Source organism: Microcoleus sp. MON1_C5 (assembly GCF_036701875.1).
Lineage (GTDB): Bacteria > Cyanobacteriota > Cyanobacteriia > Cyanobacteriales > Microcoleaceae > Microcoleus.
In genome coordinates, this window is sequence record NZ_JAUBRN010000039.1 from 33,540 (window position 1) to 56,980 (window position 23,441).

General features: G+C 51.3%; 13 protein-coding genes. 11 read left to right on the top strand and 2 right to left on the bottom strand.

Annotated elements, in window-relative coordinates; translation table 11 throughout:
- The first annotated feature begins 453 nt into the window (after window positions 1-453).
- Together QUA71_RS29305 and ccsB are read left to right on the top strand one after the other, a co-directional pair.
- Window positions 454-4,704: a CHAT domain-containing protein gene (locus QUA71_RS29305; RefSeq protein WP_445243801.1), complete on the top strand. Its 4,251-nt coding sequence runs from the start codon at window positions 454-456 to the stop codon at window positions 4,702-4,704.
- Between the two features lie 144 nt (window positions 4,705-4,848).
- The gene (gene ccsB, locus QUA71_RS18920; protein WP_333287291.1) at window positions 4,849-5,919 is read left to right on the top strand and encodes a c-type cytochrome biogenesis protein CcsB; all 1,071 of its coding nucleotides are present in this window, start codon (window positions 4,849-4,851) and stop codon (window positions 5,917-5,919) included.
- Window positions 5,920-6,037: 118 nt separating this feature from the next.
- Here the strand turns inward: ccsB and QUA71_RS18925 are convergent, their stop codons facing one another.
- The gene (locus QUA71_RS18925; protein WP_333287292.1) at window positions 6,038-6,226 is read right to left on the bottom strand and encodes a hypothetical protein; all 189 of its coding nucleotides are present in this window, start codon (window positions 6,224-6,226) and stop codon (window positions 6,038-6,040) included.
- A 23-nt stretch (window positions 6,227-6,249) separates the two neighbouring features.
- Here QUA71_RS18925 and QUA71_RS18930 point away from each other — a divergent pair, with 23 nt between their 5' ends.
- Window positions 6,250-6,675 carry a KGK domain-containing protein gene (locus QUA71_RS18930; protein ID WP_190661800.1) on the top strand — a complete coding sequence of 142 codons (426 nt, stop codon included), beginning with the start codon at window positions 6,250-6,252 and terminating at the stop codon, window positions 6,673-6,675.
- 127 nt (window positions 6,676-6,802) lie between these two features.
- Window positions 6,803-7,948 (top strand): tRNA lysidine(34) synthetase TilS, encoded by a 1,146-nt coding sequence (tilS, locus tag QUA71_RS18935; protein ID WP_333287296.1) that lies wholly within the window; start codon window positions 6,803-6,805, stop codon window positions 7,946-7,948.
- On the opposite strand, the gene hmpF is transcribed toward tilS, so the two are convergent.
- Window positions 7,945-9,690: a pilus motility taxis protein HmpF gene (gene hmpF / locus QUA71_RS18940; RefSeq protein WP_333287298.1), complete on the bottom strand. Its 1,746-nt coding sequence runs from the start codon at window positions 9,688-9,690 to the stop codon at window positions 7,945-7,947. The genes tilS and hmpF overlap by 4 nt on opposite strands.
- Window positions 9,691-10,676: 986 nt before the next feature.
- On the opposite strand from hmpF, the gene QUA71_RS18945 reads away from it, so the two are divergent.
- From QUA71_RS18945 to QUA71_RS18970, 7 genes are all read left to right on the top strand, one after another.
- Window positions 10,677-11,114 carry a hypothetical protein gene (locus tag QUA71_RS18945; protein ID WP_333287300.1) on the top strand — a complete coding sequence of 146 codons (438 nt, stop codon included), beginning with the start codon at window positions 10,677-10,679 and terminating at the stop codon, window positions 11,112-11,114.
- 206 nt (window positions 11,115-11,320) lie between these two features.
- Complete coding sequence (locus QUA71_RS18950; RefSeq protein ID WP_190661814.1) at window positions 11,321-12,559, top strand: response regulator; 1,239 nt, start codon at window positions 11,321-11,323, stop codon at window positions 12,557-12,559.
- A gap of 698 nt (window positions 12,560-13,257) precedes the next feature.
- A complete protein-coding gene (locus QUA71_RS18955; protein ID WP_190661936.1) occupies window positions 13,258-13,791 on the top strand; it encodes a chemotaxis protein CheW in 534 nt (177 codons plus the stop codon).
- Window positions 13,792-13,941: 150 nt separating this feature from the next.
- On the top strand, window positions 13,942-17,034 hold the full coding sequence (locus QUA71_RS18960; RefSeq protein WP_333287302.1) for a methyl-accepting chemotaxis protein: 3,093 nt from the start codon (window positions 13,942-13,944) through the stop codon (window positions 17,032-17,034).
- 57 nt (window positions 17,035-17,091) lie between these two features.
- On the top strand, window positions 17,092-17,847 hold the full coding sequence (locus QUA71_RS18965) for an HNH endonuclease (protein WP_333287304.1): 756 nt from the start codon (window positions 17,092-17,094) through the stop codon (window positions 17,845-17,847).
- 22 nt (window positions 17,848-17,869) lie between these two features.
- On the top strand, window positions 17,870-17,995 hold the full coding sequence (locus QUA71_RS29310; protein WP_190661818.1) for a helix-turn-helix domain-containing protein: 126 nt from the start codon (window positions 17,870-17,872) through the stop codon (window positions 17,993-17,995).
- Window positions 17,996-18,046: 51 nt separating this feature from the next.
- The gene (locus tag QUA71_RS18970; RefSeq protein WP_445243802.1) at window positions 18,047-23,353 is read left to right on the top strand and encodes a response regulator; all 5,307 of its coding nucleotides are present in this window, start codon (window positions 18,047-18,049) and stop codon (window positions 23,351-23,353) included.
- The last annotated feature ends 88 nt before the right edge of the window (window positions 23,354-23,441 follow it).

Below are 23,441 nucleotides of genomic sequence, written 5' to 3' on the forward strand. Positions count from 1 at the left end.
GTTGCTTCCTAAATATAGCGTCTTCAACCGTTCCGAACAAGCTATGCAGATCTTGGCATTCCTAGTCAACACCTGTACAACATCGGAACGTGCAGTCAAGCGTCTTAACTGACTACGTTCATCGATGACACGGTGATCTAAACGTCAGCATTATGCACTGTCGAAGGCGATTAAGGAACGAGTGGACAGGTTTATAGCTAAGCGTATCGCTTTCCTAACAAGGGAACGTGAACATTGACGACGCAAACCTTACTTAGCAATAAGACTACCAGAATACCTCACAAATACCCCCTGTAAAAAAGAGGGGTAGATTTCCAATCTTCTACGCAAATTGACCCGACACAGCACAGGTGCAGATATTTAGTGACACAGCCGTCAACCAACTTTTTTCTACAAAGTCGGTTTCTGTACCTAATTTCTGTGATTTATATTTATTTTACCCATTAAAAACCCATGAAAACCGCCAAAAATATTCAAAAAAAGTCTAAATTCCTCTCAAAAGCAAGAATAAGCAAACTGACACTTGCTCTGCAAATAGTCTTAATAAATATTTACTTTCTGCAAGCAAAAGCCGAAGGTCAAACAATTGTTCCAGCGGCGGACGCAACAGGCACTACCGTCACTCCCGCAGCCCAAAACGGAACTCCTGGGCAGCCAAGTCGCTTCGATATTCAAGGCGGAAAATTATCGAGCGATCAACAAAATCTATTCCACAGCTTTAAAGAATTCGGCTTGTCGGAAAATCAGATTGCCAACTTTATATCAAACCCCAACATTCGCAACATTTTAGCGGGCATAGGTGGCGGCAACCCCTCGATTATTAACGGCTTAATTCAAGTAACGGGCGGCAATTCTAACTTGTTTCTGATGAATCCATCCGGCATCATATTTGGCAACAGTGCTAGTTTAAACGTGCCGGCTTCTTTCACAGCAACCACCGCCACCGGTATTGGATTTGGTTCAAACTCTTTTAACGCCAACGGTAGTAGCACTTACACATCTCTGACAGGCGCGCCCAGTTCCTTCGCTTTTGGGGCCGCTCAAGCAGGGGCAATTATCAGCACGGCCGACTTAGCAGTCAAGTCAGGGCAGAACTTAACCTTGCTCGGCGGCACAGTTGTCAGCACCGGCAGCCTTTCTGCCCCAGGCGGTCAACTTACCGTAGCATCAGTCTCCGGGACAAAATTAGTGCGCGTCAGCCAGGGAGACAATTTGCTGAGTTTGGAAATCGAGCCGCCCTCAGCGACGAGCAGCACTGGAACAACGGTAACAGCTTCGGCATTGCCGATCGCATCCTTGCCCGAACTGCTCACAGGCATCGGTGAAACAAACGCTACAGGCATCAGCGTCAATGCCAGCGGTCAAGTGGTACTCACAGCGTCTAACCGAGTAGTAGCTGCGGGGGACGTTGCACTAAAAGATGCAAACGCTCGGGCGATCGAAATTCAAGCCGCTAACAGCATTGCAGTCAGCGGAAACCTGACAAGTTCCCAAGGCGGTGCGATCGCCCTAGAAGCTAGTGGGGACATTCGCACTGTCGATCTAGATTCCCACTCCGACACCACCGCAGGCGGCAACATCACCGTCACCAGCCGTACAGGAAAAGTAGAAACAGGCAATATCAACGCAAGGTCGATCGACAACAACAGAAACGCCGGAGACGTTAGTATTGCAGCACCCTCAAGCAGCATTCAAACAGGGTTCATAGACGCCAACTCCGAAGAAAAACAAGGTGGCGAAGTCACCCTCAACGCCCGCAACGACATCGAAGTAACCCATATCAACACCGAAGGCCGAACAGGCGGAGGAGATATTGACATTACAGCCGGCGGTAATTTCCGAGCTACAGGCACTTTCACCAACGATAACCACTGCTTGTCGCAAGCTTGCAGCATTTCCGCATCCACTACTGGTAGCGCTAATGGTGGAGATATCACCTTTCGCCACGGTGGCAAAGCCTCGAACACTTCTTTCGGCGTCGGGCCAGACTATAACAGACTCAACGGTACTGCTGGCAGCATTGCCACTGGGGGTCCAAAGAAAGAAAATGTGATTACACAGGGAAGTTATTTCAGCCCCGACCCTCAGATAGTACAGCCGACGCAAATTAGCATTACGGCTTCTTCAGTATCGCCAGCACCGACACCAGCACCAACACCAGCACCAACACCAGCACCGACACCCGCACCAACACCAGCACCAGCACCCACACCAACACCAGCACCAGCACCGACACCAGCACCCGCACCCGCACCAGCACCCGCACCCGCACCAGCACCCGCACCAGCGCCAGCACCCGCACCAGCGCCAGCACCAGCACCAGCGCCAGCACCCGCACCAGCGCCAGCACCAGCGCCAGCACCAGCGCCAGCACCACCACCAGCGCCAGCACCAGCGCCAGCGCCGACACCCGCACCAGCACCAGCGCCAGCGCCAGCGCCGACACCCGCACCAGCACCAGCACCAGCACCAGCACCAGCACCCGCACCAGCGCCAGCACCCGCACCAGCGCCAGCGCCAGCACCCGCACCCGCACCCGCACCCGCACCAGCACCTATATTTGCACCTGTACCCCCGCCGACACCAGCACCAGCACCCGCACCAGCACCCGCACCAGCACCCGCACCCGCACCCGCACCGGAACCAGCGCCGACACCCGCACCTTTACAAACACTAACGCCAGCACCAGCGCCGGCACCAGCACCAGCACCAGCACCAGCACCAGCACCAGCGCCGGCACCAGCACCAGCACCAGCACCAGCACCAGCACCAGCACCAGCACCGGAACCAGCGCCAGCACCAGCGCCGGCACCGGAACCAGCGCCAGCACCAACGCCAGCACCAGCACCAGCGCCAGCACCAGCGCCAGCACCGGAACCAGCACCAGCACCAGCGCCCGCGCCTTTACAAACACTAACGCCTGCACCAGCGCCGGCACCAGCACCAGCACCAGCGCCAGCACCAGCACCAGCACCAGCACCAGCGCCAGCACCAGCACCAGCGCCAGCGCCAGCGCCAGCACCAGCACCAGCGCCAGCGCCAGCGCCGACACCAGCACCAGCACCAGCACCAGCACCAGCACCAGCACCAGCACCAGCACCAGCGCCAGCACCAGCACCAGCACCAGCACCAGCACCAGCACCCGCACCACCACCAGCGCCAGCACCAGCGCCACCACCAGCGCCGGTATCAAATTTGCCGATCGCACCGACAATTTCTCAAAATCCAGCGGTTGCGCCTGCTGCTGCGCCAATAAATCTCGCACCGATAGCGACACCGGAGATCGCAGCCAACCAGCCGCCCAGCACAAATCCTTTATTTTCCCCCAGCTTGCAACAGCAAAACCAGATATCTAATTCCTTGCAACAGCGCATTTCACCTCCCGCGTCCCGGGATATTGAGGCTTCCAATTTGCCCACCAACGTCGGCGCCGTTATTTTTCCCGTCGAGGAGAGATTTACCAGTGAGTTTGTCGATTACCTAAATTTGCCATCAACAACTGCGATCGCCACCCTAGAAGATGCCCAAGATACCCTTCGCAGTGTCCAACAAGCCACAGGCATCAAACCAGCTCTCATTTATATCAGCTTTGTACCCCGGGGATCTACAGTCGCTCGGCCTTACAGCAGTTCGTCCATCTTGCGCGTAGAACAGCAAATTCAAGCCTCTGACGAATTGGAAATGATGGTGATCACCCCGGAAGGTGTGCCCGTTCGCCAGCGCATCCCTGGAACCTCTCGCGCCCAGGTAATGGAAGCTGTTCGGAAATTTCGCGATGAACTGACTAATCCGGTAAAGCGCAACACTAAAAGTTATTTGCCCTTGGCTCAGCAGCTCTATCAGTGGATGGTAGCGCCGCTCGAAGCAGAACTGCAAGCCAAAGGCATTGAGAATTTATCTTTTATCTCTGATAGGGGGTTGCGATCGATACCGATGGGCGCCCTACACGACGGCAAAGGCTTTCTGGTAGAGCGTTACAGTGTTGGCTCGATGCCGAGTCTGAGTTTGACAGATAGCAGCCCCGCCAATTTCAAAAATACCCAAGTTCTGGCAATGGGGGCGTCGCAATTTCCAGATATGAGTCCTTTACCTGCGGTGGAAATAGAAGTATCGACAATCACGCCGCAGCAGTGGCCGGGTAAGTCTTTCTTGAATGAAGCTTTCACCCTGGCCAATTTGAAATCGCAGCGCCAGCAGCAGCCTTTTGGGATGATTCACTTGGCTACTCACGCCGAATTTCGATCGGGAGATCCCAGTGAATCCTTTATTCAGTTGTGGGATACTAAACTGCGTTTGGATCAGTTGCGGCAAATGGGATGGCACAGCCCGCAAGTTGAAATGTTAGTTTTGAGTGCTTGCAGGACTGCTGTGGGCGATCGAGAAGCCGAGTTGGGCTTTGGCGGGTTAGCCGTGCAAGCAGGGGTTAAATCGGCTATGGCGACTCTCTGGTATGTCAGCGACGAGGGCAGTTTGGGATTGATGTCGGAGTTTTACGCGCAGTTAAAAACTGCTCCGATTAAAGCAGAAGCGCTGCGGCAAGCGCAATTAGCGATGTTGCGCCAAGAGGTGCGAATTGAAGGGGGGATGCTGCACACTTCTGGTGGCAATCTGCCGCTACCTCCGGAATTGGCAAAGGTGGGGAGTCAGAATTTCTCTCATCCTTATTATTGGTCTGCTTTTAGAATGATTGGCAATCCTTGGTGAGTCGATCGCCCACTCGCACATAAACAACCGCCAACCACTCATAATTGCCACAAAAATTCAAAATCCCAAACCCAAAACTGCCCAACCCCAGTACGATCGATCTAGTTAGCAAAAATAAGTAAAAACACTACCGGAGTAATTTTTATGGATCTGGTCGTACTCCAGAACTGGCTGGACAACATCTCCTTCGCCGTTTTGTTCTCCACAATGCTCATTTACTGGGTTGGCGCAGCATTCCCCGGCATTCCCTACCTGGGGGCCCTAGGCACCGCAGGAATGGCCGTCGCCAACCTATCCATCGCCGCTTTACTAGGTTCTCGATGGATAGAAGCCGGCTACTTCCCCTTAAGCAATCTCTACGAATCCCTATTTTTCCTCGTGTGGGGAATCACCGCCATCCACTTAGTCGCGGAAAACATGAGCCGTTCCCGCTTAGTAGGAGTAGCCACATCCCCCGTAGCAATGGCAATATCCGCCTTTGCAGCCCTGACTCTGCCCGCAACCATGCAATCTGCAGAGCCCCTAGTACCCGCCCTCAAATCAAACTGGCTGATGATGCACGTTAGCGTCATGATGCTCAGTTACTCAACTTTAATGGTAGGAGCGCTACTGGCGATCGCCTTTTTAATCGTCACCCGCGGCCAAAAAATCGAACTCACCGGTAGTTCCTTCGGCACCAACAGCAACCGCAACAGCAACTACCGCCTCCAACGCCCTCAAAACTCCGAACCCCAAATTGCAGAAACCAGCGCCGACAGCGCATTAGTTTTCAGCGAACCGTCTTTCAACTCCAACAATAACGGTTTGGGCACCACCGCAGTGCTCGAATTAGCAACGGTTCAAACCCCATCAACCGCCCCAACTCAAACCGCAGAACTTCTCTCGCCCCAGCGATTGAATCTAGCAGAAACTCTTGATAACATTAGCTATCGCATCATCGGTTTAGGATTCCCCTTACTGACAGTTGGCATTATTGCCGGTGCGGTTTGGGCTAACGAAGCTTGGGGATCTTACTGGAGTTGGGACCCGAAAGAAACTTGGGCGCTAATTACTTGGTTGGTATTTGCTGCCTACTTGCACGCCCGCATTACTCGTGGCTGGCAGGGAAGACGCCCAGCAATTTTAGCAGCCACAGGTTTTGTGGTAGTTTGGATTTGCTATCTAGGCGTTAATCTGTTAGGCAAAGGTTTACATTCCTACGGTTGGTTTTTCTAATTCCTGATCCACCAATCAGCCACAGAAGAACAGGATAAGTCAAAGAATCGGGATTAATATCATCTCCGGTTGTAGGGTGGGCAATTCCCACCTTACTCAACCAGCGAGATTCTAATAATTAACTCCCTCTTCCTTCTTCCCTTTTTTTACCCGATCGCGAAGTCGAAAGGCATTCTTCCCTCTTCCTTCTTCCTTCTTCCTTCTTCCCTGTTCCCTCTTCCCTTTTTTTACCCGATCGCGAACTCGAAGGGCCTTCTTCCCTCTTCCCTCTTCCTTCTTCCTTCTTCCTTCTTCCTTCTTCCTTCATTCATTAAAATAAGGACAATTAATATGGACGAATCGAAAATATTTCCCCAAGACGACGATGTTGTGTCTGCCCCTACCAGCGCTTTGATGTATCAATGTACATTCAAAGTCAGCGAATTTATGGCCATTATGCAGTCAAAATTGGTAGACGAAAAATTATTTTCAGACGGTCTCGATTGCGAGCTATTAAGTGCTGGTAAAGACTGGACTAAAGGAAAACTTAGAATGCGTCTGGAGTTCATTCCGCTCGAACCTGAAATCAAAGAACAAAAAGCCCTTCCTGCCGCTGCCGAAAGATCGGACACCGTGCAAAACTACGCCGTAGATAGCTCACCTCAAACCGATATAGATGAGTCATTAAATCAATGTGACTCAACAGAAATAAGTAATCACTTTCCTATTTCTAGGTATCCAGATCGCGACCCCCAAAGTATAGGAATGTGGAGCTAGGAAGGCAAAGACTGAGAGATGGGGAGAGGGGGATGCTTCCCCTTCTTTGCTCAAAATCCATCGGTTAAATCCCGTACACTGCTCGTTGTCTGACTTCCTTATTTTTGCTTAATGAAAAACTGCTCTCATGGCTGAATCTTCCAATTGGACGCACCTGCACGCTCAAGTTCACAGGACGCTGCTGTACAGACAAATATTGCCATCAAATCAGCGCTTGCTAGTAGCAGTATCCGGCGGACAAGATTCTCTGTGTTTAATTAAATTACTGCTAGATTTGCAGCAAAAATGGGGGTGGAACCTAGCGATTGTTCACTGCGATCATCGTTGGCGTTCTGACTCGCAAGCGTCGGCCAATCATGTAGAACAATTAGCTAAAAACTGGGGAATATCCTACTATTTGGAAACAGCCTCCGACATCCCCAAAACAGAAGCTGCCGCCAGAAAGTGGCGATATCAAGCTTTAACCGAAATTGCGATCGCCCAAAACTACCCCTACATTGTTACAGGCCACACAGCCAGCGATCGCGCCGAAACACTTCTCTACAACCTGATTCGCGGCAGCGGCGCCGACGGACTTTCTGCCCTCACCTGGAGGCGGCCCCTGCTCGATTTTCAATTGCCGATTTTAGATTTTAGATTGGGGAATGCCGGCGAAAATCCCAACTCCCAAACATCTGCCGATTTTGGATTGGAAAATCAGCAGGAAAATTCCCAATCGAAAATCCACAATCTAAAATCTAAAATCTATTTAGTTCGTCCCTTGCTCGAAATAACTCGATTGCAAACAGGTCAATTTTGTCAGGAGCAAAAACTACCAATTTGGGAAGATTCCACAAATCAAGACTTGCAATATAGTCGCAACCGGATTCGAGCGGAATTATTGCCTTATTTGGAAACTCATTTCAACCCAAAAGCCCAACAAGCGCTAGCTCAAACAGCCGAACTCCTCCGCGCCGACGTAGAATATCTCGAACTTGCAGCCAGCGACTTGCTACAGCGAGCAATGTCTCCAATTGCAGACAGCCCGCAGGTGAATTTTCAACTTCCCGTTAAGTTAAATCGCCCGATTTTGCGGGAAGCACCCCTGGCCTTGCAGCGACGGGCAATGCGGCAACTACTGCAACAAATATTGCCCTCGGCGCCGAGTTTTGAAAGCGTAGAAAAACTAACCAGCTTAATCGTAGCGCCCAACCGATCGCAAACCGATCCATTTCCTGGAGGAGCGATCTGTCGAGTCGAACACCCTTCGATAATTTTAGATCTTAAATTTTAACCTGTTATCAAACCGGAAAGGACTTGCCGCAAATCGGAAACTACCCGATCTTGCTCCTCTCCAGTCTGCTGCACCCGATCGAGTTCCCCCGCCACCGCTTCGAGCTTTTGGCGTAGCCCAGTCAAATTGTCCTGCACCGGCTGCAACATTTCTTGATAAACATTCACTCTGCCCCAGAGTTGCGCCACTGCACCTTTCTGGTTGAACAAATTCTGCTCTAACTGCTTGAGTTCGTAGCGTTTCGCCTCACTTTCCCCATTTTGGCGGTTGACATTTGCCTCAATTTGGGATACGGCTTCCCGCACCTGCTGAATTTCGTTTTCCAGTCTTTGCAATTCTTGGCTTTGCTGCTGCCGCTGAGTATTTAGCTGTGCGACAATCGGCCCCAAATCAATATCTCCTCGCTCTTGTTTTGGAGCATTAGCAGTACCCAGTCGCCGCCACAGAACCGCCTGATGCTGCTTTAAAACATCTTCCCGTTCCTGCAACCGGAGGCGCTGTCCTACCAGAGTTTCGTTTAACATCTGATAACTTTCGAGTTCATCTGCCATTTCATTTTCCAAAGCCATGCGATCGTACTCGCTAGCAGCTTGAATTTTCCCTTGCAGCTCCTCGATTGTCTCCCGCTGCAGAGTCAACTCCTCCTCTTGATCGTTAACAAACCGGAACACCTTTTCCAAATCCTCTTGCAGGTGTTGCACCAGCCCCTGTAACTCATCAACAGGCATCTTCTCCAAAGCTGACACATCTACTTTTTGCTGCGTACCCGCAGCACCCGAAGCAGATGCGAGCCTGGAAACTTGCTGGTAAAGCTCCTCAACAGCCCGCACCTGCAAAGACACGGACTGAGCCTGGTTCTGCTTAGCGCTGAGGGTACTTTGCTGGCCTTTAAGCTCCGCCCGAGCTTGCGCCAAAGCTTCTTGAGATTGGTACCACTCTTGCCAGCGGTTTTGGAGGGTCTGATTTTGTCGATCGACCTCTTCTTGTTGCTGTTGAGCTATGCTTTGTTTCTGCTCCAACTGCTGCCAGTGCTGATCCAGAATTGCCTGCTGAGCACCCACGGCACCAAAAGACTGATTCAGTTGTTCCCGCACCCCTTGGGCCGAAGCAATTGCCCCTCCCAGCTTCTGCATCAACTCCTGAATCCTCTGGGTCTGCTGCTCATCAACTACTGCCCCCTGGGGAACCTCAGACTGCTGCTGGGCCACCCGTTGCTGCTCGCCCCGCAACTGTTCCCAAGCCGTCTCAATTTCCACGCGACTGCGCTCGGCTTCTTCTCGCAGTCGGTTAGCTTCATCTCGAGTATTTTCAATTTCCGAGCGCTGAGCCTCCAGCCGCTCCAACTCCTCTTCCATTTGAGCCAACTGCTCTTCGCGGGCTTGCATTTCCATTTCCCGGCGATTGAGTTCCTGACTCGAAAACGTCAGAGAAGCCTTCCACTGTTCAATTTCCTCTTCCTTATCCTTAAACTTGTCCTGCAATCGCGAGAAATTTTGCAGAATGCTCACCAACTGGCGGGCCGCCTCCTGAATTCGCTGCACTTGCTTGCTAGCGCTCAACTCAACCAGCACCAGCGTGCCGTCGTTAAACTTATTAGCTTCCTCAACTGGGATCGCGTCATCGCCTGGTACGGCGCTCCAGTTATGTTCGCCCCGCTGACAAGCTAGCAGTTTCAGCTCAGCCTTACCGCCACCGAGACCAAAGCCGCTTCTCTGTTTTTGTACTTCCGCTAGATACAGCACACTAATAGTCCTCTGCTTCGTAAAACCTATCCCAACTTACTTTAAGTTACTTAAAGGCCTAAAAGATAAGTGGTGTTTACTTCCTACGCTGTTGGGTAGACGGCTAATCCCAACATAAGTAGGCTATCCCCCTTAAGCCAAAGGTTCTTGACTAAACATAACACTGCGTGCGATCTTTAGTCAACTTACCTAAAGTAAACAAGTATAGGCAAGTAAGCATAACTTTTTGCCACTTAAGTCTTACTTTTTGGTATCGTTTGCCCAATCGGGGGATAGCATTTTTTTCTAACTTTAGCAGCACTCAGGCATAGCAGAGCCTCACGGGAGAACTTCCAGAAAGTACGGCCGTCGCCAGTTGTCTGGAGGAATGAGAGAGCAGTACCAATGCCGCTTGATTAAAGACTAGCTCTCACTGCGGAGACTGCCATAGCCCAAACCTGAAAAAGGTCAGTCCTTGAACCTCCCCACGTCTAAAGCCGGGGGATTCTTGCCCACCTTCAAGGCGACAACGGGACATTCAAATATCCCTCTATTCACTCAAAGAACTTTACTTCTCCCAAAGCGCAGACTTGCTGAGTTCTTCATATTTTTAAGGTTGAACGTGACCTATGCTGCAATTATTTGCCCTTTAACTATTCCGAATTAATCAGATTAGTGCGTTGCCGGGGTTGCTCGCCGTCTAGGATATTTCAATGGGTTGAAAGTTATTCTTACTCTGGCGAATCGCTCTGGGCCAATTATACCACTCTGGTTTTAGCAACACAATCGTTTCACGAGACTTAAAAGTCCCTAGCGACTGATCCCCAGGTCTAAATCCCCATGTCGTTAGCCCAGGGCTTGCCTCTGGGGTTTCTATCAAAAACTTTCTATTGATTTTACAACGCTTTAGTTATGGGTCGATCGTGAGAAAAGCCGTTGCAGCCCCCAAGCCTGCGCCCTGCTCCGGCGGACTAGGGATTTGAACCGCGCTGCCTTAGAATAAGGTAATGACGCGAGCCTATGACGCTCGCCGCGGGCGAGCAAAAAGGTCGATCGGCACTGAGGGTTTTCCTGACAATTGCCAACAAAGGTTCATTTTGACTGCACCTGATTTTAGGGCTGTGGCAAACCCAAAAAAAACCTCGATCGCAACTCATCCAACCCAACAGACTAGCCTCAAGTTCCCATCGGGCATCGATCGGCACTTGCTGCTGGTAGCAGCGGTAAAACCAGAGAATCCTCGGTATTTTGAAGTTGACCTACGCCAAGAGGTGTTGGATAAACTGACGGCATACTCAGCCAAAAACTTCAAAACTTTAGCCATCGAAGACTTGAACCAGTCGGGAATGCCCGCGTTGCACACTCGAAGAACCCGTGCAATCGTGCGGCGTGGATTCTACGAGTTTAGGCAACAGTGGGAATACAAGGTGAAACTCTACACTTAGAGAATGCCGCGAGTTTCGCGGTTTCAGCTTGTGGACTGGTAGCGCGGCCGAGGAGCAGCAGCAAGTATCGCCCTTTCGTCAATTCCCAATTGTGAGATCGGCATCAGCGCGTAAATTATTGACGGAAACTAAAGTCAATCTTTTCGCCCGCACACAGTCTTTCCGAGCTCAGACGCCAACGGTTTTAAGGAGGACACTTTAGCTGCATGCAGGGAAATTTGAGTGAAATAGACATCCGCAGCATCCTGCAATTGATTGAGTTAGGTCAGCGAACCGGAGAACTGTTCGTAGAGGCCTACACCTCCACCGGCAGCAGCACGGGTACTCAACCTACCCAGCGCTCCCTTGCAGGACAATCCTGGTATGTCTTCTGCTTCAACGGTCAGATTATTTACGCTACCCAGAGTGCGGGCAGTTTGTTTCGGTTGCGCGACTACCTGCGCCGCTACAAAGCAGATACCGCCCTCGACAAAATCCAAGTTCCCTATATGGCATCTACCAATGCCCCAGAATACGGCTACCTATGGGCCCTGCTAGAAAACCACATCCTCACCCCAGCTCAAGGGCGCAACATCATCCAGAGCATGATCCACGAAACCCTATTTGACTTGCTGAGTCTCCACCAGGGTTCCTTCACTTTTGAAATGGGCCCAGCTTTGGCTCCTCAACTGACCAGCTTAGAAATTAGTTCGCTGCTGGCCAAGATTGTCAAACAGGTGCAGCAGTGGAAGCAGTTTCACCCTCACATTCAGTCGCCCAACCAATGCCCGGTGATTTCAGACCCCTCCGAGCTGCGAGTCGCGCTGCCTGTCAATACCTTTAATACTCTCAGACGCTGGGCCGACGGGCACACTTCGATCCGCCAAATGGCGCGCTACCTCAACCGAGACGTGCTCACTGTTGCTAAGGCGATTTACCCCTTTGTGCAGCAGGGATTGGTGCAAGTATTTTACGAACCCTCTGTTGCCCCCACCAACAACAAAAAAGAATGGTCGTCCCCAGAAACCAAGGCTCCCAGAGTTGTCTGTATTGACGACGACAATACTATTCGCAAAACAGTTGAGTCAATTTTAAATGAACACGGTTACGAAGCTACTACGATCGGCAATCCCCTCCAAGCATTGAGTTTGGTGTTTCCACTCAAACCCGATTTAATTCTGTGTGACATCGCCATGCCGGAACTCGACGGCTACGAAATTTGCGCTATGCTGCGTAGTTCTAGCGCTTTCCGGCAGACGCCGATCGTTATGCTGACGGGCATCGACGGATTTATCGACCGCGTTAAAGCCCGCATGGCAGGAGCTACAGACTTTTACACCAAACCTTTTGGTGAAAGCGAGTTATTGATGCTGGTAGAAAAATATGTGGGCCCGGGCTACCCTCGGGTGAATCTCTCGGAAAGATTATTAGACCGCTCTCTAGAAGACCAATTAGAAGAAAAATAAATTTCGCACCGATGGCATTATTGGAGCTTTCTTGTACCTGCAGTTAGATCGAGTCTTGGCCACCACAAGGAGAAAGCTTGGGGACAGGATTGGCGATCGCACCATAAACTAGAATGTATAAATCCGGGCGCTGGCATGAGGGCGTCGGTAAAACTCTGTTCAATTTCTCGACCCAAGTGGGTCTAACACGCTCAAAGTGCAAATATAATATACTTGTTCTCCACTTGCAGCCGCTCCGAAAAACTGATGCACAGAGCTACTCATTGCTAGGTATTTCTGTACAAAGTCAGAGAGTGCATTCTCAGTCTTAAGTGACTCCGTTCAGGATTGTCGCGACACTAGCCATGTCAACAACTCCTCGCTAATCCGAGTATCGGTTTAGCATTGTATCGCAAAAATTACCCAGAGTTTTACCACTTGAGACGGCGGTGGGAGTACAAAGTGAAGTTTTAGGGGTTCCCAATTAATTGTTCGTAGTCGATGTGAGCTAATTTGTAAGCAAAGGTCGCGCGAATTATTGATTGCAGTCAATTATGGACGGAGCAAATTTATTGCCAAGCACCTCCGGCAGTCGCGCGATTCACCCCTTGGCTGTGTCAAGCTTGGCTGTGTCAAGTTTTGACCATCGAAGTTTCGATCGGGTTCTTCTTGGCCGGAAACCTCAACAATTTGCTAGAAATGCAGGTGTCAGAATTATGATTAGCGGTAGCCCAGACTTTATATTACCAGGACTAGGGGTAGATCCGGCTCCGGAATTCCAAGAACTAGAAACTCCCGAAGGTGAGCTGCACCTGCGGTTCTACGTTCCTTCGGGGAACGAGTTCGCACTGCCAGCGACAGGGATTAGAGAGGTACTCTCCCCGTCCCCAGACCGCATGACACCGATCCCCAACGTTTCCTCTTTGCTTTTAGGTACGCTAAATATGAGAGGACGAGTGATTTGGGTGGCAGACCTCGGCCAATTTCTGGGAGACCAAACACCTCTGAATACAGATAGACCCGAAATCCCGATCGTGGCTGTGGAAGACCAAGACACGATTTTGGGGCTGGCAGTCGATCGAATTGTGGGGATGGACTGGCTCGACGTAGAGCAACTGCACTCTCAGAACAATGCACCAGACGGCATGATTCCATTTCTGAGGGGAGAATGGATGTTAGGTGCACAAGCTCAGAAAGTGCTCCGACTGCTAGATCAAGTGAAAATTCTGCGCTCGGCGCGGTGGGCAGCGTGAAATCGATTTTAGATTTGCGATTTGCGATTTTCGATTGGGGTCTAACCATCAACAGTCACACGACTTGAGGCGCGCATCTAAACATTCAATTCAAGATAATAAAAATCAAAAATCTCAAATCTAAAATCTAAAATCCAAAGAGGGCGGCAAATGGCAACAAGTACCAACTTTCAGCAGGACTACCAACGGGCAGAAGCGGCCTACATGGATGGCAATTATTCAGAAGCCGCAGCCCTAGTTTATCAATTAGTAGAAGATTTTCCCGAAGACCCCAGCGCTCGCCTGCTGTGCGGACACATTTACTGCTACGGGCTGCAACAGTATGAGGTGGCGCGGGAACAGTACACGGTTGTGCTAGGCCTGAGTGACGACCCGAGTTTGGTGGAACACGCTCACAACGGAATTACCTACACAGACCAATTTTTATCTGGAGAGCTGCAAACGGAAAATTTCGAGGCTTTGTCTGCTGAAACTGAATTAGAATTCTACCCAGACTTATCTCTTGATGAAGGGTTAGAAGACCCGGATTTAGGACTTTTCCAAGGAAATTCCCCATCCCTTTCCTATAGAAGTCAATCCTCAGACGACATGGAAAACGAGGACTTGGCCGACTTGGGCATGAGTGGCTTGGGGTGGGAAGCAGAAGACGACGATCGCGCCGGCCCTGTCTCAGATTTAACCTCACATTCTAACCCGTTTGCTGGCGACAGCGGCGGAATGGCAGCTTATGCTGAGACCTCCGACTCGCTAGACATAGACGAGTTTGCCGACTCGGACTTTGGAGACCCTTTTGCCTTAGATGATGGAGGGTTTGATGCTGCTGACGTGTCTAGCAGCAAAGTGTCTGGGAAAAGCGCACCTTACTCAGGAGATTCGTTTTCAGAAGCTCCGACTCAGATGCTCAACGGTCAAAGTTTTGCCTCTTCAGAAACCGGGAATTCCTTCGACTCAAACCAAGTAGACTCCCCCATCGGGCCCTCGGACAATTTTGGCGAACCTTTTGCTGGGCTCGATTTGCCAGACGAATTCGACGATAACTCCGACTACGACTACCAATCCCCGCCCCAGAGCGGCCAAAATTACGGTCATAACGCACCTCTGGCCGAAGAGGAAGACCCCTTTGCCGAGGCGATGCCCTCGTCGGGTTTCGGGTCTTCTCGACCTCAAAACAAGCAGCCGAATAACGGGTCGGACTACTCATCAAACTATTCGCTGGCGGAAGACGAAACGCTGTTGATGGGAGGTGCTGTCCCTAACTCTCAAAGTCAAAGGTCGAGCCGGGGACAATTTAATTCAGTCGATCGATCTTCCGCCAACAGCAACGGTTACAGCGACTCGGAGCCCCCGGCATTTGGCTCTAGAGACAACTTCGAGTTAGATGCTTTTGATGATGATGCTTTTAGCGATTCTTTCTCTTTCGACGAAAACGAACAAGCGACAGCTTTTGGAGCGTCCGACAAGAACAACAGCGGCTGGTCGTCAAAAGCTGGGAACGTTCAAGAACACAGCGACTTTTTAGACGAATTTGACGAATTTGACGATTTGGGCAATTTGCCGGACTTTGATATCTCAGAAGATGCCAGCAGTTCGATCTTGACTAGAGGTAACACCAATTTCGGCAACTCGACCAGCGGCATGATGGGAACGACTGGCAGCAGCCTGGACTTTGACAACAGCGATGGCTCAGCAATTCGGGATGACGAGATATTTAGCATAAACGGCCCGGCTGATGCGTCTGTGCCGAGTTTTGCTTCCACAGAAACAGAAGCGGTCGATACTTCGGTTACGGTAGAACAGGGGGGACTGGCTTTCTTGGAAAATGCCCCTTTGTTTACAAAACAGTTGTACACGGCAATTGGGGCGGGACTGGTTTCTCTGGTAGCTGTGGCTTTCGTCACCAACATTGCCTCCTATCAAGCTCTGCGGCAAGACAAACCCGAGGCGATCGTTTACTTGCGCCAAACAGGCTGGGTAATGACCGCAGCCGCCGGCTTTACGAGCTTTTTAACTTCTTGGGGCATCGGCCAGTTGATCGCCAAGCAGGTACGCAAGTCGTCGGATAATTTGCAAGCTCAGTTCGATGCCGTATCTCAAGGAACTTTGGATGCTCGAGCTACGGTTTACTCGGAAGATGAATTTGGCAAAATGGCTGCTAAATTCAACCACATGGCGAAGGTCATCCAAACGACGATTAGCGATACCAGGCGCAAGTCTGACGAGCAGGAACAGGCAAAAGAAGACTTGCAGCGCCAAGTGATTCGCTTGCTAGACGACGTGGAAGGAGCGGCCCGGGGTGACTTGACGGTGACTGCGGAAGTGACCGCAGACGTTTTGGGTGCTGTTGCTGACTCGTTTAACTTGACAATTCAAAATCTGCGCGAAATTGTCCATCAGGTGAAGCAGGCGGCTCGGGAGGTCAGCAAAGGCGCTACGGATAGTGCTAAGTTTGCGGGCGATTTGTCTTCCGACGCGCTGCGGCAAGCTGAGGAACTGGCAGCAACGCTGAATTCCGTGCAAGTCCTCACCGACGCGATTCAGCGGGTCGCAGAGAGCGCTAGAGAGGCGGAAGAAGTGGCACGGGGCGCGGCGGCAACGGCTCTGAAAGGGGGCGAGGCTGTGGAGCGGACGGTGGCCGGGATTTTAGAAATTCGAGAAACAGTAGCAGAAACCACGAGAAAAGTCAAGCGTTTGGCGGAAGCTTCTCAAGAAATTTCTAAGATTGTGGCTTTAATTGCGACGATCGCCTCCCGGACGAATTTGTTGGCCCTCAACGCCAGTATTGAGGCGGCGAGAGCTGGGGAAGCGGGCAGGGGTTTCGCGATCGTGGCAGACGAGGTGCGACAATTGGCAGACCGATCGGCTAAGTCTTTGAAAGAAATCGAACAGATCGTGATGCAAATTCAAAGCGAAACCGGCGCGGTAATGACGGCGATGGAAGAAGGGACGCAGCAGGTTATTGAGGGGACAAGATTGGCAGAACAGGCGAAGAGATCGCTTGAAGATATCATTCAAGTCACTAACCGAATTGACGTGCTAGTGCGATCGATTACTGCCGACACTGTAGAGCAAAACGAAACAGCTCGCGCGGTAGCTTCTGTCATGCAGGCTGTCGAGTTGACAGCTCAGGAAACGTCACAAGAAGCGCAGCGAGTTTCCGGTGCTTTGCAAAACTTGGTAGGCGTTGCTCGTGACCTTTTGACATCGGTGGAACGATTCCGAGTAGAAACAGCAGAAAGACAATAACTAAGTGTCTAATGCTTGTTTTCCGGGCGGGTTTACAAGCACGTTGAGCGGGCAAGGATGGCAGACAAAAAGCAACCTCGCAGTCTTGAAACCGCTGCGAGGGTGCTAATTCAACACCTAAATAAAGTAGGAGTTGCACAGATGGAGGATAACATAGCAGAGGTAATTTACGGCATATTTGGCGAGATTCAGCCGAGTAGCTGTATTATCTCTAGCCTCGCAAAAAATAGCAGGGGCTATGCCAATAAAAGACTTCGCATTAACGGTGAAGGGAAAACGTTTACTGTCCATCGTTTACTATTAGAACATTCATTAGAGCTGCCGCTCAGACCAGAATACTTTGCTTGCCATACTTGCGAGGTTCGCACGTACATTAATCCTAACCATTTGTGGGAAGTTTATCGGCGGAAAAATTCTCAATATCGGTGGAAAAAAGAACGTATTAAAGAGGCCCGAAGTACATCTGCGTGGAAACGTCAAAAACAACTGCGAGGCCAAGAAATAATTCCCGCTATTCGAGTCCAAATACAGCCGAACGGCTGCATGATTTGTACCTGGGCTAAAAGAAGTGATGGTTACGCCATTAAAGGTACTAAAATTAAGGGCAAAACAAAAAGTTTCTACGCTCACAGACTTGTACGGGAACACAAACTGGGAATGCCTGTCAAACCCGGTTATTTTGCGGGTCACAATTGCTACGATCGCGATTGTATCAATCCCGACCATTTGTGGAAAGGAACCCCCGCCGATAACTCCCGCGATGCCGAGCGAAAAAAACCGCTTTCCTTGCGTTCCCGGCTAGATATGCCCTAACCGCCAACTCCAACCCGAACAAGTGCGGGAGATTCGCTATCTTTTAAGTGAGGGGATATCGAAAACAAAAATAGCCAGGACATTTGCGATATCTCGCAGTCAGATTATTCTCTTGGCAAGGGGCGAGATATACAGAGAGCTTCTCTAGAACTACTAACATAGACCCAATACAATAACGCTTAAAATCAGGAATAAAACTATGCTGCCGGAGCAACAACAGAGGATAATGGGCTACTTTATTGAGGAGGCAAAAGACCACCTCAATACGATCGAACAAGGCTTGCTGAATCTGCAAACCACGATCGAAGACCCAGAACTGGTCAACGAAGTATTTAGGGCCGCTCACTCTGTCAAAGGAGGAGCAGCAATGCTGGGGCTGACCAGCATTCAACAAACAGCTCACCGACTAGAAGATAGTTTTAAAGTTTTAAAAGAGTGCAGCGTTAAAGTAGACCAACAGCTAGAGTCCCTTTTTCTGCGAATTTTTGACACATTGCAAGGGCTCTTAGAGCAACTGTCGGGGCCTTTTGGACTGACAGAGGAATTGGGAGAACAGATGGTTCGAGAATTAGAACCAGTATTTGAAGAGCTCAACGGGCACTTGGGGGGACTCGTCGGACACGGAGAACACCATGCAGACGAGACCTACGCGATGCCAGTACCCGAACCAGTTATGGCGGGGATGGGAGTCGGGGCGTTAGCCTCATCAAGGAGTATTCCGGATTCGCGGTCAGTTTATGCACCTGATGCCAGAGCAACAGAAGACAGCGCGCTGCAGCTAGTATTTGACTCAGACGTGCCGGCGAGGATGCGGGAACTCCTGCAAGAGTTCAAACAGCCCGAGGGGCCAGAAAGCAGGCGGCAACTCAAGAACATTTGTCGGAATTTGCTCAGGGCGGGGGAAGAATTTGGACTGCCTTGCTGGATTGAATTGATTCAAGCTGTATCCAAGGCGATCGCCAACCCAGAAAATACCTACCGCACCTTAGCCCCAACGGTGATCAAAGACATCAAACAAGCGCAAGAACTTGTAATTTCTGGTCTAGAATCGTCGATCGCACCAAGCGCAAAACTTCTGGCGCTGCAGCCGGCTGTTCTGGTTCCAGAAACGGATTTTGAAGATTTGCTGGCATTCGCTCAACCGAGTAAATCGGGGACAAATGGGGTTTCTGTTGAGGATGAGGCCTGGGATATGGTGGGCTCTGGCGATGCCCCGGATGGATTGAACAAGTTGCTGCCAACTATTTCTGGGCTGAGCATAGACGAGCTGTTCGACCAACTCGACAGCGGCGACAGCAACGATGACAGTGGCCTTCGATCCGCCCAGTTCGACGATTCCGCCTTCGCAGAATCGGATATGGAGACGGGTGCTTTTAGAGGCTCGACCCGCACGGGCCCGGAAGTGGGCGCGGCAGAACTCAACACTTTAGCTGACTTGTTTGACGGCGAGTCGCCGGATCTCGACGGCACTTGGGAAGAAGAAGAAGACCTCGACTATGCACAGTCTTCTGGGATATCGGCGGCGGGAATGCTGGGGTCAGACGATGACAATTCCGGCGATTTTACTGATTTGTTGTTTGACGAATACGATTCGGAAAGTTCCGAAACGAACACGAAGCCTCCGATTGATGACCTGACGAGTTTGTTTGGGGAGGATTTGCTGTTTGGAGAGGAGGCAGAGGGGTCGGCAGTAGCTGCCGGTCAGAAAAATGGGGGTTCGAGCCAGCGGTTAACTCGCAAACAGCTTAAAACGGGTAACGGTAAGGGCGGTTTGGAGCGGCGAGAGGAGACGGTAGCCCCAGCCAGGGGACAAGCGGACGAAGATGCTCTCGGTACGCTTTTGGACGAAGTGGCCGCCCAAACTTCTGCTGGTGTTACAGACAATACTGATTTCGATAACTTGTTCGGCGATTTAGGCTTATCTGAGGCAACGGATGTGCCGGCAGTTTCTTCGGAGTATTCCCTGAAGTCGGAGGCTTTAGACGGAGAATCGAAGGAGCCTGCAGCAGGGGGCAATAATGATTCAGCGGATGCCGAAGCGCTTGGTCTCCCTGAAATGGATGATTTCGAGTTGTTCTCTGAGGTTGGCGAGGACTCGGATTTGAGCGAGCTGTTAGGGATTACTTCTAATTTCCTTTCTTCAGAAGACGAAGGTACGGAGAACGGGGGCGATCGAGATCGAGCTGCTGGCATCCCACAAAATGAGGAAATGGGCAACGTTCTTAACATGACATCAAATTCTGATTTAGATATCTCTGCGGATGAAAACTGGCTAGAAGATGCTTTCGGCCTGGAAGACGAGTCTGTGCAATCGCTCAACCTGGAGCTGGACGATACGGATTTAGATGCGCTGTTTGGGGATATGACCTCGGGTTCGATTTCTGAGGATGAACAGACTGTGCGGGATCGGCAAGGAGCGACTACATCCCGAGAAGCGGCAGATTTGGCTGAGCTGTTCGGTTCTGTACCTACGGGTACTGAGTATGACGGAGAAGCTTCGGGGCAAGCCCGTGGGGGTTGGCTGAATGATGGGGATTCACAATTGCTCAGTGCCGGTGTCGGAGTTGATGAGGGCGACTTCGGGAGTTTGTTCGACCACAATGGTGCGACTGTTTCCGACAAAGGCTTGGCAAATTCGGCAGCGGTTAAACTTGGGGCTTTGTCCGACGATCGTCCTGAGTCGGAAATTTCAAATGTCGAATCTGATGAGGGCGCAGTTTTCGATTTGTTGGAGGATATGTTTGGGGAAGGCATGGTGCAGGACGGCGATGCTGGATCGGCGCCAGATGAGGACGCGGCTCTTGATGTTGAGGAATTGTCTGCCCAACTTCCCGATGGTTTGTCCGACGAGGTGGGTGCGGATTTGTTCGATCGAGCCGAAACAGATGGCGCCGGGGAGTCTGAGGGCGAAGATGATTTGTTTGATGCCCTGGAAACAGATTTTTCGAGTGCGGATTTAGAGGCGCTGCCGACAGAATCTCTTGATGGTATGTTTGAGGGCGATGCTGACTTGCTCTCGGCGATGGAAACCGGGGCTACTCTCAACAACGAAGAGTTGGAGGGTTTTGACGATTTGTTGGATTCCATCGATGCTGAGGTTCTGGTGACTTCGGAACTGACGACGGGCTTTTGGGACGCTGAGGACGAGTCGGCCCAGGCCGATTCCTCAGAGTTGGAAGAGGGGTCGCTGGCAGACTTTTTTGGCGAGGACGAATCAGGCGCTGAGGATGACGAAGGCAATTTTGACGATTTAGAAGCACTGTTAATTGCAGGGGGTGCTGGAGCTGTCATAGCAGCTTCTGGGAGTACAAATCAGAGTCCGGTAAATACAGAAGTTTTCTCGGATCTCGAAGAGCTCCTCAGCGAGAGCGCAACTATGCCGGAAATTCCTGCACCGACGACAACTGCTAGTAAAGCTTCGCGCGCTGCCGCCGAGGAGAGCGACGACGAATTTGGCGATTTGGAAAAACTGTTGGAAGATCCCAAGGAAAGCGGCCGCCAAGGGGAAGCCAATATGGGGCCGTCGGCGATCAACAGACCCAGGCGGAATGCCCGCGCGGGCGGGTTCGGCGACCAGACGATGCGGGTGCCGATCAAGCAACTGGATAACCTCAGCAATTTGATGGGGGAACTGGTGGTGAACCGCAACAGTTTGGAGCAAGACCAAGAACGGATGCGGCAGTTTTTGGACAATTTGCTGCACCAGGTAGCGCTGCTGAGCGATGTGAGCCAGCGGACTCAGGATTTCTACGAGCGGAGTCTTTTGGAGATTGCTTTGCTGGCAAACCGCCAGGGACACCGATCGGCCTGGCGCTCTGAGGATTCGGCCCACACTCGGGAAAGTGCCTGGAGACCGGAGGAAATGGACAGGTTTACTCCTTTCCACAGTTTGGCTCAGGAGATTATTGAGCTGATCGTGCGGGTGCGGGAGTCGGCGGCGGACATTGAGTTTTTGGTGGATGAGGCCGATCAGGTGACTCGCCAACTGCGGCAAGTTACTACTCAACTGCAAGAAGGTTTGACTCGCGCCCGGATGAAGCCGTTTGCGGAGACGACGGACAGGCTGTTCCGGGCGGTGCGGGAAATTGCGATTAAGTGCGGGAAGCAGGCTCAGTTGCAGGTTGAGGGTAAGGATATTCAGATCGACAAGATGATTGTGGATCAGCTATATGACCCGATGACTCATTTGGTGAACAATGCGATTACTCACGGGATCGAACCGCCCGAAGTGCGTCTGGCGGCTGGGAAGCCAGCAGTCGGCAGGATTACCATTCGCGCTTTCCACCAAGGGAACCAAACCGTGGTTTCGGTTTCTGACGACGGGGCGGGAATTGACCCGCAAAGGGTGAAGGCGAAGGCGATTAAGCAGGGTATGCTGACGGCGGCTCAGGCTCAGAGGATGTCTCGCTCGGAAGTTTACGATTTGCTGTTTATGCCGGGTTTCAGCACTCAGGAACAGGCTACAGAGTATGCCGGCCGGGGAGTCGGTATGAATGTGGTGCAGACTTCGTTGCAGGAGATTCGGGGTACTGTGTCGATCGATTCAACCATCGGCAAGGGGACTGTGTTTACCATCCGTTTACCTCTGGTGTTGAGCATTTCTAAGGCTCTGACTTGCATTAGCGATCGAGCTCGCATTGCTTTCCCGATGGATGGGGTGGAGGATATGATCGATGTGCCTCGCGATCAGGTGACGACGGGGGCCGACGGTTTGCCTTGCATTGAGTGGCGGGGTCAAAGCTTGCCGTTCCGGCCGCTGCGGGATTTGCTGGCTTACAACCGCCATTTGGGCCGGGGCAGTGTTTACGGGTTTAATACTGACGATGACATGATTTCGGTGATCGTGCTGCGGTCTGCTGGCAATTTCTTGGCGGTGCAGGTGGATCAGGTTTCGACGGAACAGGAAATTGTGATCAAGCCGTTGGAAGGGCCGGTGCCGAAGCCGATCGGGATTGCTGGGGCCACGGTGCTCGGGGACGGTCGGATCGTGGCAATTGCGGACGTTCTGGAACTGATCGATTTGGCTACCGGAAGGCTGCGTAAGGACACTGGCGGTACGCTTTGGGATGAGAGCGAGAAGGCTACTAAGGAGGCGGAAATCGAGAAGACTGAGCCGACTGTGCTGATTGTGGATGACTCGATTACGGTGCGATCGCTCTTGTCGATTACTTTCGAGAAGTCTGGCTATCGTGTGGAAGAAGCTCGCGACGGTAAGGAAGCTTGGGAAAAGATGAAATCTGGTCTGCCTTGCGATATCGTTTTCTGCGATATTGAAATGCCGAGAATGGACGGTTTGGAACTACTTTCTCGGATGCAGAAGGATGCCGTTTTGTGTGAATTGCCGATCGCGATGCTAACTTCTCGCGGTGCTGACAGACACCGCCAAATGGCTTACAGTTTGGGCGCCAAAGGCTATTTCACTAAGCCTTATTTGGAGGAGCAATTGCTTGATGCTGCTTCTCGGATGTTGAAAGGTGAGGTTGTTGGTGCTCCGGTTGCTGTGTAATGTGTAAATCTGCATTTATCTGCTGTTGAAAAAGGTAATTTCTTAACCGCAGATGAAAATGGATTAACGCGGATTAACGCAGATAATT

Bases quoted from the DNA above. Each gene is read 5' to 3' on its own strand.
- QUA71_RS29305 (WP_445243801.1), top strand. From the start codon at position 454: ATGAAAACCGCCAAAAATATTCAAAAAAAGTCTAAATTCCTCTCAAAA.
- ccsB (WP_333287291.1), top strand. From the start codon at position 4,849: ATGGATCTGGTCGTACTCCAGAACTGGCTGGACAACATCTCCTTCGCC.
- QUA71_RS18925 (WP_333287292.1), bottom strand. From the start codon at position 6,226: ATGAAGGAAGAAGGAAGAAGGAAGAAGGAAGAAGGAAGAGGGAAGAGG.
- QUA71_RS18930 (WP_190661800.1), top strand. From the start codon at position 6,250: ATGGACGAATCGAAAATATTTCCCCAAGACGACGATGTTGTGTCTGCC.
- tilS (WP_333287296.1), top strand. From the start codon at position 6,803: ATGGCTGAATCTTCCAATTGGACGCACCTGCACGCTCAAGTTCACAGG.
- QUA71_RS18945 (WP_333287300.1), top strand. From the start codon at position 10,677: ATGACGCGAGCCTATGACGCTCGCCGCGGGCGAGCAAAAAGGTCGATC.
- QUA71_RS18950 (WP_190661814.1), top strand. From the start codon at position 11,321: ATGCAGGGAAATTTGAGTGAAATAGACATCCGCAGCATCCTGCAATTG.
- QUA71_RS18960 (WP_333287302.1), top strand. From the start codon at position 13,942: ATGGCAACAAGTACCAACTTTCAGCAGGACTACCAACGGGCAGAAGCG.
- QUA71_RS18965 (WP_333287304.1), top strand. From the start codon at position 17,092: ATGGCAGACAAAAAGCAACCTCGCAGTCTTGAAACCGCTGCGAGGGTG.
- QUA71_RS18970 (WP_445243802.1), top strand. From the start codon at position 18,047: ATGCTGCCGGAGCAACAACAGAGGATAATGGGCTACTTTATTGAGGAG.